This window comes from Streptomyces aquilus (assembly GCF_003955715.1).
Classification (GTDB): Bacteria; Actinomycetota; Actinomycetes; order Streptomycetales; family Streptomycetaceae; genus Streptomyces; species Streptomyces aquilus.
In genome coordinates, this window is sequence record NZ_CP034463.1 from 7,885,097 (window position 1) to 7,896,820 (window position 11,724).

Annotated in this window: 9 protein-coding genes; 7 read left to right on the forward strand and 2 right to left on the reverse strand. The window is 72.0% G+C overall.

Annotated elements, in window-relative coordinates; all coding sequences use genetic code 11:
- The first annotated feature begins 86 nt into the window (after nt 1-86).
- The 4 genes from EJC51_RS36235 to EJC51_RS36250 all read left to right on the forward strand — a co-directional run bounded on the left by EJC51_RS36235 (nt 87) and on the right by EJC51_RS36250 (nt 6,579).
- Nucleotides 87-1,259 (forward strand): MFS transporter, encoded by a 1,173-nt coding sequence (locus EJC51_RS36235; protein ID WP_244362994.1) that lies wholly within the window; start codon nt 87-89, stop codon nt 1,257-1,259.
- A 41-nt stretch (nt 1,260-1,300) separates the two neighbouring features.
- Nucleotides 1,301-3,064 carry a glycoside hydrolase family 35 protein gene (locus EJC51_RS36240; RefSeq protein ID WP_126274906.1) on the forward strand — a complete coding sequence of 588 codons (1,764 nt, stop codon included), beginning with the start codon at nt 1,301-1,303 and terminating at the stop codon, nt 3,062-3,064.
- Nucleotides 3,064-5,388: a beta-galactosidase gene (locus tag EJC51_RS36245; RefSeq protein WP_126274907.1), complete on the forward strand. Its 2,325-nt coding sequence runs from the start codon at nt 3,064-3,066 to the stop codon at nt 5,386-5,388. The genes EJC51_RS36240 and EJC51_RS36245 overlap by 1 nt, the downstream gene beginning before the upstream one ends.
- Before the next feature lie 117 nt (nt 5,389-5,505).
- On the forward strand, nt 5,506-6,579 hold the full coding sequence (locus tag EJC51_RS36250; protein ID WP_126274908.1) for a LacI family DNA-binding transcriptional regulator: 1,074 nt from the start codon (nt 5,506-5,508) through the stop codon (nt 6,577-6,579).
- A 33-nt stretch (nt 6,580-6,612) separates the two neighbouring features.
- On the opposite strand, the gene EJC51_RS36255 is transcribed toward EJC51_RS36250, so the two are convergent.
- Nucleotides 6,613-8,088 (reverse strand): sensor histidine kinase, encoded by a 1,476-nt coding sequence (locus EJC51_RS36255; RefSeq protein WP_126274909.1) that lies wholly within the window; start codon nt 8,086-8,088, stop codon nt 6,613-6,615.
- The gene (locus tag EJC51_RS36260) at nt 8,085-8,837 is read right to left on the reverse strand and encodes a response regulator transcription factor (RefSeq protein WP_126274910.1); all 753 of its coding nucleotides are present in this window, start codon (nt 8,835-8,837) and stop codon (nt 8,085-8,087) included. Before EJC51_RS36260 ends, EJC51_RS36255 begins: the two co-directional genes overlap by 4 nt.
- A gap of 147 nt (nt 8,838-8,984) precedes the next feature.
- Here EJC51_RS36260 and EJC51_RS36265 point away from each other — a divergent pair, with 147 nt between their 5' ends.
- The 3 genes from EJC51_RS36265 to EJC51_RS36275 are packed head-to-tail and all read left to right on the forward strand — an operon-like array spanning nt 8,985 to nt 11,723.
- The gene (locus EJC51_RS36265) at nt 8,985-10,268 is read left to right on the forward strand and encodes a ferredoxin reductase family protein (RefSeq protein ID WP_425276851.1); all 1,284 of its coding nucleotides are present in this window, start codon (nt 8,985-8,987) and stop codon (nt 10,266-10,268) included.
- Nucleotides 10,269-10,278: 10 nt separating this feature from the next.
- On the forward strand, nt 10,279-10,983 hold the full coding sequence (locus EJC51_RS36270) for an FMN-binding protein (protein WP_126274912.1): 705 nt from the start codon (nt 10,279-10,281) through the stop codon (nt 10,981-10,983).
- A gap of 2 nt (nt 10,984-10,985) precedes the next feature.
- Entirely contained in the window at nt 10,986-11,723 is a 738-nt protein-coding gene (locus EJC51_RS36275; protein ID WP_126274913.1) for an FAD:protein FMN transferase, read from the forward strand.
- Nucleotide 11,724: the final 1 nt, after the last annotated feature.

Here is an 11,724-nt window from a genome sequence, read left to right on the forward strand (position 1 = left end):
GAGTGTATGGATGTCGATTCAAGCATTCAATGGCAGAGCTGTCGGCAATCTTGACGGCCGTGATGTTACCGGTAACATTTCTTGGCGTGCTGCGAGAGACCCGTGTAGTCGAAGCCCCGGTGTTCAGCCCGGCCGCCGTCGTCGCCTCCTGTGTCGGCTTCGTGCTGATCGGTGTGCTCCAGGCCCTGTACGGCCCGGCGATCCCCGCCCTCCGCGAGGAGTTCGGGCTGTCCCCGTCGGCCGCCGGGCTGGGGCTGAGTGCGCACTTCGTCGGCGGGGTGGGCGGGGTACTGCTGTTCGACCGCTGGTTCGGGGCGATCGGCAACCGGCGCATCCTCGGGGCCTCGTATCTGCTCATGGCGGTGGGCGCGGCGGGTTTCGCGCTCGCCCCGCGGTGGCCCCTCGCCCTCGCCGCCGCCCTGCTGGCCGGGCTCGGCTTCGGCGGTATCGACTACGGCCTCAACCAGCTGTTCGCCGTCGGCTTCGGCCACCGTTCCACCGCGATGCTGAACATCCTCAACGCCCACTTCGGCGTCGGCGCGATCCTCGGCCCGGCCCTGATCGGCGCGGTCGGCGCCGCGCACTACCCGGCGGTGTTCCTGGTGTTCGCGCTGGTCAACCTGCCGTTGCTGCTGTGCCTGAAGGGCGTGCGGGACCGGGCCCCGCAGCCGTCCGAGGGTGCCTACGACTCCGGCGGCGTCCTCGGCCGCAGCCTCGCCTCCGTACTCGGCGTCTTCGTCGCCCTCTACGTCCTGCACGTCGGCATCGAGGCGGGCGTCGGCGGCTGGGAACCCACGCATCTGGAGACCGTCGGCTACGGCGCCGGGGCCGCCGCGACCGCCACCTCCGTGTACTGGCTGATGATGACGGTGGGCCGGTTCCTGGTCGCCCCGATCGCCCTCAGACACTCGCCCCAGGCCATCATCACCGTCTCCTGCGCCGGCATGACGGTCTGTCTGATGCTCGCGTCCATCAGCGAGTTGGCGCCCTACGCCTATGCCGGCGTCGGCCTCTTCATCGCGCCGATCTTCCCCACCGGCCTGCCCTGGCTGCACCGGGCCGCCCCGCGCGCCCGGCGCGCCGGAGCCCTGGTCATCGCCGCCTCGATGGTCGGCGGCGTGGTGGCCGGACCGGCGCTCGGCAAGGCCATCGAGTGGTCCGGCGTCGAGGCCGTACCGCTGCTCCTCGGGGGCGTCTCGGCGCTGTGCCTGGCCGCGACGCTCTGGCTCATCCGCAGCACCCGATCCCATTCGCAGTGATCCATTCGCCCTGATCCATTCGCGCTGAAGGGAAGCCCCGCATGCCCGCGCTCACCACCACCTCCGACGGATTCCTGCTGCACGGCGAGCCGTTCCGCATCGTCTCCGGCGCCATGCACTACTTCCGCGTCCACCCCGACCAGTGGGCCGACCGGCTGCGCAAGGCCCGCCTGATGGGCCTCAACACCGTCGAGACGTACGTCCCCTGGAACGCCCACCAGCCCGATCCCGACGGCGCGTTGGTCCTCGACGGCATCCTCGACCTGCCCCGCTATCTGGACCTCGCCCGCGAGGAGGGCCTCCACGTCCTGCTGCGGCCGGGCCCGTTCATCTGCGCCGAGTGGGACGGCGGCGGTCTGCCCGGCTGGCTCACCTCCGACCCGGACATCGCGCTGCGCAGCTCCGACCCCCGCTTCACCGCCGCCATCGACCGCTACCTCGACCTGCTGCTGCCCCCGCTGCTCCCGCACATGGCGGCGCGCGGCGGCGCCGTCATCGCCGTCCAGGTGGAGAACGAGTACGGCGCCTACGGGAACGACACCGCCTACCTCAAACACCTCGAACAAGGCTTCCGGAACAGGGGCGTCGAGGAACTCCTCTTCACCTGCGACCAGGTCAACCAGGAACACCTCACCGCCGGCAGCCTGCCCGGCGTCCTCACCACCGGCACCTTCGGCGGCAAGGTCGACGCCGCCCTGGCCGAGCTGCGCACCCACCGGCCCGAAGGCCCGCTGATGTGCGCGGAGTTCTGGGTCGGCTGGTTCGACCACTGGGGCGGTCCGCACCACACCCGCAGCGCCGCCGACGCCGCCGCCGACCTCGACCGGCTGCTGTCCGCGGGCGCCTCCGTCAACCTCTACATGTTCCACGGCGGCACCAACTTCGGCTTCCACAACGGCGCCAACCACCACCACACCTACGAGCCCACCGTCACGTCCTACGACTACGACGCCCCGCTCACCGAGTCCGGCGACCCCGGCCCCAAGTACCACGCCTTCCGCGAGGTCATCGCCCGTCACGTCCCCGTGCCGGACCAGCCGGTCCCGGCACCCGCCCCGAAACTCGCCCCGCTCACCGTCGAGTTGGACCACCGCGCCCCGCTGCTCCCGCTCGCCGCCACCCTCGCCACGCCCCTGCGCACCGAGAACCCGGCGATGATGGACGAACTCGGCCTGGCCTCCGGCTACGCCCTCTACCGCGCCGTCCTCCCCACGGCGGGCCAGGGCCTGCTGCACTTCGCGGGCGGCGTCGGCGACCGCGCCCAGGTCTTCGTCGACGGCGCCCCCGTCGGCGTCCTCGAACGCGAACGCCACGACGAGACCCTGCCGGTCCACGTGCCCCGCGCCGGCGCCACGCTGGACGTCCTCGTCGAGAACATGGGCGGCGTCAACTACGGCCCCCGCATCGGCACCCCCAAGGGCCTGCTCGGCCCCGTCACCTTCAACGGCACCGGCCTGTACGGCTGGGACTGCCACCCGCTGGCCCTCGACGACCTCACCGCCGTGCCGTTCGCACCCTCCGCCGCGGCCACCGCCTTCGAACCGGCCTTCCACCGGGGCACCTTCGAGGTCGCCGAACGCGCCGACACCTTCCTCTCGCTGCCCGGCTGGACCAAGGGCCAGGCCTGGATCAACGGCTTCCACCTCGGCCGCTACTGGAACCGCGGCCCCCAGCACACCCTGTACGTCCCCGGACCGGTCCTGCGCGCCGGCGGCAACGAGCTGATCCTGCTCGAACTCCACGCCACCACCGCCACCCGCGCCCAGCTGACCGACACCCCCGACCTCGGACCGGTGAACCCCTGATGGCCCACCACCACCTGCGCGTCCCCGAGGCGGCCGCACCCCCGCTCACCGGCCATCTGCCGTTCGCCGACGCGCCCGGCGTGCCCGACCCCATCGAGGTCACCAGCCGCTTCCTCACCCGCGGCGGGCGCCCCTGGTTCCCGGTCTCCGGCGAGTTCCACTACTCCCGTTACCCGGCCGCCGAGTGGGAGGAGGAACTGCTGAAGATGAAGGCGGCCGGAGTGACGGTCGTCGCCAGCTATCTCATCTGGATCCACCACGAGGAGACCGAGGGCCGCATCCGCTTCGACGGCGACCGCGACCTGCGCCGCTTCGCCGAACTCTGCGCCCGCCACGGCCTGGATTTCATCCCGCGGATCGGCCCCTGGGTGCACGCCGAGGTCCGCAACGGCGGCCTGCCCGACTGGGTCCTGGCCCGCGACTGCGCGCCACGCACCGACGACCCGGCCTATCTGGCCGCGGTCCGCCCCTGGTACACGGCGATCGCCCAACAGCTCGACGGCCTCGACCGCGCCCACGGCGGCCCGGTCATCGCGATCCAGATCGAGAACGAGCTCTACGACCAGCCCGGCCACCTCCTCACCCTGAAGCGCATGGCCCAGGAGGCCGGGCTGAACGCCCCCCTGTGGACGTCGACCGCCTGGGGCGGCGTACGACTCCCACCCGACGAACTGCTGCCCCTCTACGGCGGCTACACCGAGACGTTCTGGACCGAGGCCGACGGCGGCTGGCCCGACACCTGCCGCAAGCACTTCTTCTTCACCCACCAGCGCGACGACGAGGGCATCGGCGCGGACCTGCGCCCGCTGACCGCCGTCCGCGGCAGCGCACCGGACGTCTCGGCCGACCGGTTCCCGTGGGCCACCTGCGAGTTGGGCGGCGGCATGGCGGTCTCCTACCACCGGCGGCCACGGGTCGACGCCGCCGACATCGCCGCGCTCGGGCTCACCAAGATCGGGTGCGGGTCGGTGTGGCAGGGGTACTACATGTTCCACGGCGGCACGAACCCGGTGGGGGAGCTGACGACCCTTCAGGAGTCGCACGCCACGGGGTACCCGAACGACCTGCCCGTGCTGACGTACGACTTCCAGGCGCCGCTCGGCGAGTACGGGCAGTACCGGCCGGTGTACGACGAACTCCGGCTCCAGCACCTGTTGTTGGCCGACTTCGGGCATCTCGTCGCGCCGATGGAGAGCGTGCTGCCGGACGTGCGCCCGCGGGGGCAGGGTGACCGGGAGACGCTGCGGTGGGCGGTGCGCGGGGACGGCTCGTCGGGGTTCCTGTTCGTCAACAACCATCAGCCGCACGAGCCGTTGCCGGATCATCCGGGGACGTCATTCGAAGTCGGTTTTGAGGACGGGGAGTTGAGCTTCCCCTCGGTGCCGGTGACCGTGCCGTCCGGTGCCTCGTTCTGCTGGCCGTTGCGGCTGGACGTGGGTGGGGTGCGGGTGGAGTGGGCCACGGCGCAGCCGGTGTGCACGGTGGTGGACGGTGACCGAACTGTGCTGGTGCTGGCGGCCGTTGACGGTATCGCTCCTGAGGTTGCCCTGTTGGGCGCGGCTTCGGTTTCGGCTCCGTCCGGGGAGGTGTCCTTCGTCGGCGGGCGGGCCCTGGTCACCGGGGTGCGGGCCGGGACGGACGCGCTCGTCGAGGCGGAGACGGTGGACGGGCGGCGGGTGGGGCTGCTGGTGCTGGATGCCGCTACGGCTCGTACCGCCTACCGGGGTGTGCTGTGGGGCGCCGAACGGTTGGTGCTCGCGGATGGTGGGGTGGTTTTCGACCGGGAGGAGATGCGGGTGCACAGTGCCGCGGAGCGGCCGTCCTACGCCGTGTTCCCTTCGCCTTCGCCTTCGCCGAGGGCCGGTGGGGTGCGGGACGGGGTGTTCACGCGGTTCGTGCTGGGTGAGCAGCGCCGCTCTGTTGGGGACGCTGTCCTTCGTCTCGTGAGGGCTGCTGGGCCTGCGCCTGAGCCGGTGACCGGGGTCATGGGGCGGGCGAGTGTGCCTGAGGACAAGTGGTTCGAGACGGTGGCGGCCGAGTATGTCGTCTCGCTGCCGGACGGTGTGCCGGGCGGGACCTTGTTGCGGATTCACTGGTCCGGGGATGTGGGGCGGGCGTATGTGGGGGACACGCTTGTCGCCGACCAGTTCTATTCGGGACGGGTGTGGGACATCGGGCTGGACCGGGTGCCGGTGGGGGAGCTGCGGTTGCGTGTGCTCAGGGGGGATGACACCGCGGGTGTGTATGTGGCGGAGGGGAGCCGGAGTGCGGCTTTCGTCGAGCGGGTGGAGTTGGTGACTGTCCGCCGTTGGGCTGTGCGATGAGTTTCGACCTCGCGTTCGCTGCGGCTGATCGCGCAGTTCCCCGCGCCCCCTATACGGCGTTGCGGCAGCCGTATGCTGGGGCGTCCCGGCCCCCCTTACCGAGGAAGTGCCCCGCCGATGACACCCCCCGCCGCCGACCATCCCGCCCCCCGAGGGCGCAGTCGTCGTAACTTCGCGGGGGCTCGGCCTGTGATGGACGACGTGGCGCGGATGGCCGGGGTGTCCAAGCAGACCGTTTCCCGGGTGCTCAATGATCACCCGGCGGTACGGGACGAGACCCGGGAGGCGGTGCGGGACGCCATGCGGGTGCTCGGGTACCGGCCCAGCGCCAGTGCCCGGTCGCTCGCCAGTGGGCGGACCCGGATGGTCGGGGTGATCTCCTTCGACGCGGCCCGCTACGGGCCCGCCAGCATCCTCACCGCCATCAACACCGCCGCGCAGCAGGCCGGTTACCTGCTCAGCTCCATCGCGCTCGACGACACGGCCGACCACGCCACCGTCGCCGAAGCCGTGCAGCGGCTGTCCACCGAGGGCGCGGACGGGGTGATCGCCCTCGCCCCGCAGCACCGGGTGGGGCAGGCGCTGGCCGAGGCCCGGCTCGGTACCCCGCTGGTGGTCATGGAGAACGAGGTCAGGGGCGGCACCCCGCTCGCCACCGCCGACTCCCGGGGCGGCGCCCACCAGGCCACCGAGCATCTGCTGAGGCTCGGGCACGCCACCGTATGGCACATCGCGGGGCCGGCCGGCTGGACCTCCGCCGACCAGCGGGTGGCCAGCTGGCAGGACACGCTGAAGGCGGCCGGTGCCGAGATCCACCCGCCGCTCGTCGGCGACTGGAGCGCCGAGTCCGGGTACGCACTCGGCCGGGAACTGGCCCGCCGCACGGACGTCACCGCCGTGTTCGCCTCCAACGACCAGATGGCCCTCGGGCTGCTGCACGCCCTCCACGAGGCGGGCCGCCGCGTCCCCGACGACATCAGTGTCGTCGGCTACGACGACATCCCCGAGGCCGCCCACTTCCTGCCCCCGCTGACCACCGTGCGGACCGACTTCGCCGAGATCGGCACCCGGCTGCTGCGGCTGCTGCTGGACCGGATCGACGGGCGCACCGAGGCCGCTGCGGGGGGCGAGCCGATGATTCCCGTCGAGCTCGTCGTGCGCCGCAGTTCAGGAGTGCCGCCCCGCGGCTGACCACCCGTCCGGGGCGTTGACCGGGGGACGGCCTCAGGATCGCTCCGGGCCTCCGCTCACCGGAGCGGCCGCCGCCCTGAGCGGAAGCGACACCGTGAAGACGGTCCTGCCGGGCTCGCTGGTCACCTCCACCGTGCCGCCGTGCGCCCGCACCAGTGAGCGGGCCACGGCGAGACCGAGGCCGCTGCCGCCACGGTCCCGGCTGCGGGCCTTGTCGACGCGGTAGAAGCGGTCGAAGACCCGCTCCCGGTCGGCGGGCGGGATGCCGGGACCCGCGTCCGTGACCTCGACCCGGGCCCGGCCCGAGCCGGCCGACACCGTCACGCACACCGGTGTCCCGGCCGGGGTGTGCACCGCCGCGTTGGTGAGGAGGTTGTCCAGGACCTGGCGGACGCGGTGCGGGTCGACGCGCAGCGCCACCGACGCCGGGCCGTCCGTCAGCGTCAGCGGCCGGTCCGGGTGCGCCGCGCGGAACGCGTCCGCCGCGTCCTGGACCAGCGTCACCAGATCCGTGTCCGCCGGCCGCAGCGGGGTCTCCACCTCCGCCGCGTCCAGGCGGGCGAGCAGCAGCAGGTCGTCGAGGAGGACGCCCATGCGGGCCGCCTCGGCCCTGAGCCGGGCCAGGTGCTTGTCCCGTTCCTCGGGGGCGTTGGCGGCGGCGTACTGGAAGAGGTCCGCGTAGCCCCGTACCGACATCAACGGCGTCCGCAGCTCGTGGGAGGCGTCCGCGACGAACCGGCGCAGCCGCTGCTCGGCCTCCGAACGCACCGCGAGGGAGCGGTCGATGTGCTCCAGCATCGAGTTGAACGCGGTCCGCAGCTCCTCGACCTCCGGGCCGCCGCCCTTGCGGTCGGCGCGCAGCGGCAGCCGGGCCGCCGACTCGGTCAGGTCGTGCGAGGCGATGCCGTGCGCGGTGGACGCCATGTCGCTCAGCGGTTTCAGCCCGCGCCGCAGCACCTTCCGGCCGAACAGCACCAGCGCCAGCAGGGCGAGGCCGAACGCGACGACCTGGACCGTGATCAGCTGCCCCACGGTGTCGTCGATGTCGTCCATGGGCGCCGCGCTGACCAGGATCACACCGGGCTCGACCTCGCAGGCCCGCAGCCGGTACTCGCCCGCGCCCGCGAGATGCTCGGTGCGCGTCACGTCCGTGCTCGCGACGGTCTTGGCCTCGGCGACCGTCGTGAACTCGTCGACGTCCTTGGGCAGGTCGGTGGAGTCCTCGGGGGTGCGCAGCACCGGAGTGCCGTTCTTCACGTCGTACACCGCGTAGTACCAGCGCCAGTACTTCTTGTCCGCCAGGCTGCCGGACTCCGCGATGCTCTTGGCCTGGGCGACCTGGGCGATCGACAGCTGTTCGTTGAGCTGGTTCGACAGATAGTCGCGCATGTACGTCGTCAGGGCCGTGCCCACGACGCCGAACACCACCAGGGCCAGCGCGCCGAGCCCCAGCGCGAGCCGGGTGCCGAGCCGCATCCGCCGGTACGCCGAGCGCAGCCGCCCGATCACTCCGAGGCCTGCCGGATGACGTACCCGAAGCCGCGCACGGTCTGGATCAGCGGATCGTCACCCGTCTCGTCCAGCTTGCGGCGCAGCCTGCTGACGACCAGCTCGACGACGTTCGAGCGGCCCCCGAAGCCGTACTCCCACACGTGGTCGAGGATCTGCGCCTTGGTCAGTACGGTCGGCGACCTGCGCATGAGGTAGCGCAGCACCTCGTACTCGGTCGGGGTGAGCGTGAGCAGCTTGCCGCCGCGCCGGACCTCGCGGGTGTCCTCGTCCATCGTGAGGTCCGCGACCTGGAGCACCGAGCGCTGGAAGCCGGGGCCCGCGGCGCGCCGCAGCACCGTGCGCAGCCGGGCCATCAGCTCCTCCACCGCGAACGGCTTGACCAGGTAGTCGTCGCCGCCCCGGGTCAGCCCCGCCACCCGGTCGGCGACCGCGTCCCGGGCGGTGAGGAACACCACCGGCACCATCGTTCCCGAGCGCCGCAGCCGGTCCAGGACCCCGAAGCCGTCGAGGTCGGGCAGCATCAGGTCGAGCACCACGATGTCCGGGTGGAACTCGGCGGCACGGCTCAGCGCCTCCTCACCGGAGTTCGCGGTGACCGCCTCCCAGCCCTCGTAGCGGGCGACCGTCGCCACGAGGTCGGCGATCGGCGGGTCGTCGTCCACGACGAGGAGTCGTACTTTTTCCACCCGTTCATAGTGCGGCACGCGGCCCCACAGACCAGAGCCGTATCCTCCCCGGGACCACATCGATAAGACCTTGAAAGTTGTATGACAGCTGTTCGACAGGTCGCCCGGGCGAAGCTCGAGTCCCAGGCCCCGATCAAGGAGCTCCGTTCCGTGACGACGACCGTCAAACCGCCCAGCGCGCCCCCCACGGCGATACGGCCCAAGGTGGTGGCCCGCACGGGCCTGTACGCCGTACTCGCCGCGAACGTGGTCGCCGTGGCCGTCTTCTTCGCCCAGGCCGGCTTCGCCTCCAACGCGCTCGTCGTGCTGGGCCGCCTCTTCGGCCTCTACGGCGCCCTCCTCATGGCCTTCCAGCTGCTGCTGGTGGCCCGGCTGCCCTGGCTCGACCGCCGCATCGGCATGGACCGGCTGACCTCCTGGCACCGCTGGACCGGCTTCGGCATCCTCTGGACGCTCCTCGCGCACGCCGTCTTCATCGCCTTCGGCTACGCCGAGGGGACCGACGTCGGCCCCATCGGCACGATCGTCGACCTCGCCGAGACCACCGAGGGCGTGCTCCGCGCGGTCGTCGCGCTGGGGATCATCGTCGTCGTCGGCGCCGTCTCGGGCCGCTGGGCCCGGCGCCGGCTGGCCTACGAGACCTGGCACTTCATCCACTTCTACACGTACGTCGCCGTGGTGCTCGCCATCACCCACCAGGTCGCGGTCGGTACGACGTTCACCTCGTCGTCCGTCGCCAGGACGTACTGGTACGGCGTGTGGACCGTCGCCCTCGGCGCGGTCGTCCTGGGCCGCGCGGTGCTGCCGCTGTGGCGGAACCTGCGCCACCAGTTCCGCGTCGAGGCGGTCGTCCCCGAGTCCGACAACGTCGTCTCGATCTACATCACCGGCCGCGACCTGGACAAGCTGCCCGCCCGCGCCGGCCAGTTCTTCCTGTGGCGGTTCCTGACCAAGGACCGCTGGTGGCAGGCGAACCCCTTCTCCCTGTCGGCGGCCCCCGACGGCCGCACGCTGCGCCTGACCGCGAAGGCCGCCGGCGACGGCAGCGCCGCCCTGCGGCACCTCCAGATCGGCACCCGCGTCTTCGCCGAGGGGCCCTACGGCGCCTTCACCGCGCTGCACCGCACCCGCCCGGAGTCGGTCCTCATTGCCGGCGGCGTCGGCGTCACCCCCATCCGCGCCCTTCTCGAAGAGCTGCACGGCCACGCGGTCGTCATCTACCGCGTCGCCACCGACCGCGACGCCGTCCTCTACGACGAGCTGCGCGAGCTGGCCCGGGCCAAGGGCGCCGAGCTGCACCTTGTGACCGGCCCGGTCCAGCCCGACAAGCTGGCCCCCGCCGAACTGCTGCGCATGGTCCCCGACATCGCTGACCGGGACGTGTTCCTGTGCGGGCCGCCGCCGATGATGAGCGCGGTGCTGGCCAACCTGCGCGAGCTGGGCGTGCCCAAGGCGCAGACCCACTTCGAGCGCTTCAGCCTGGCGGGATGAGGAAGAGATCGTGAAGCGAGCCATACCTGTAGTCGTCCTCAGCATCGCGGGCCTGGTCCCGGTCTGGCGCTACGAGCCGTCGATCGGCGGCGGTACGTCGACGACGGAGGCGGCGGCACCGGCCCCGTCGACGGCCTCCTCGTCCGGAGGTTCGTCCTCGGGCACGGTCGTCAAGGGCACCTTGGTCAACACCGAGAAGGGCCCGGTGGAGGTCCAGGTGACCTTCCAGGGCGACAAGATCAGCGCCGTGAAGATGCTCCAGCAGCCGAACCATCCGCAGACGACGGCGGCGGTGCCGAAGCTGATCGCGGCGACGCTGGAGGCGCAGAGCGCGGACATCGACACGGTGTCCGGTGCGACGATCACGAGCGAGGCCTACAAGGAGTCCCTCCAGGCGGCCATCGACGACAACGCCAAAGCGGCGGCGACCGCGTCCCCCTCCCCGTCGGCCGCCGCCTCCCAGACCGTCGACGGCTCGGCGCTGACCACGGAGAAAGGTCCCGTCCAGGTCCAGGTGACCTTCGAGGGCGACAAGATCAGCGCCGTGAAGATGCTCCAGCAGCCGAACCATCCGCAGACGACGGCGGCGGTGCCGAAGCTGATCGCGGCGACGCTGGAGGCGCAGAGCGCGGACATCGACACGGTGTCGGGAGCGACGATCACGAGCGAGGCCTACAAGGAGTCCCTCCAGGCCGCGATCGACGCGAAGGGCTGATCATGCACAGGGTCGAACACGTCATGGGCTTCCCGGTGTCGTTGCGCGTGGACGACGAGGGCGACTTCGAGCCGGCCGGGGACCGGGTCTTCGCCTGGCTGCGCGAGGTCGACGCCCGCTTCAGCCCGTTCAAGCCGGACAGCGAGGTGTCGCGGCTGGGCCGCGGCGAGCTGGCGGAGTCGGAGGTCAGCGCCGACCTCCGGCTGGTGCTCGACCTGTGCGAGCACTACCGGACCGCGACGGGCGGCGCGTTCGACATCCGGCTGCCCGGCCGGGCCCTCGACCCCTGCGCGGTGGTGAAGGGCTGGTCGGTGCAGCGCGCGGCCGACCTCCTCAAGGCGGCAGGCGCACGCCGCTTCGTGCTGAACGCCGGCGGCGACGTGGCCGCCGGCGGCGGCCCCTGGCGGGTGGGCGTACGCCACCCCGAACAGGCCGACAAGCTGTGCACGGTCCTCGACCTGACGGACGGCGCGGTCGCGACCTCCGCCCGCTACGAACGCGGCGACCACATCATCGACGGCCGCACCGGGCGTCCGGCGACGGGCCTGCTGAGCCTGACGGTCGTCGCCGATTCCCTCACGGAGGCCGACTCGGTGGCGACGGCCGCGTTCGCGATGGGCCCGGAGGGCGTCGACTGGGCCGCCTCCCTGCCGGGCGTCGAGGTGTTCGCGGTGGACGCCGAGCGCAGGGTGCTGCGGACGCCGGGGTTCCCGGTGGCGGCGGCGGACAGTCGTTCCTGAG

Bases quoted from the DNA above. Each gene is read 5' to 3' on its own strand.
- EJC51_RS36250 (WP_126274908.1), top strand. From the start codon at position 5,506: ATGACACCCCCCGCCGCCGACCATCCCGCCCCCCGAGGGCGCAGTCGT.
- EJC51_RS36240 (WP_126274906.1), top strand. From the start codon at position 1,301: ATGCCCGCGCTCACCACCACCTCCGACGGATTCCTGCTGCACGGCGAG.
- EJC51_RS36275 (WP_126274913.1), top strand. From the start codon at position 10,986: ATGCACAGGGTCGAACACGTCATGGGCTTCCCGGTGTCGTTGCGCGTG.
- EJC51_RS36260 (WP_126274910.1), bottom strand. From the start codon at position 8,837: ATGTGGTCCCGGGGAGGATACGGCTCTGGTCTGTGGGGCCGCGTGCCG.
- EJC51_RS36245 (WP_126274907.1), top strand. From the start codon at position 3,064: ATGGCCCACCACCACCTGCGCGTCCCCGAGGCGGCCGCACCCCCGCTC.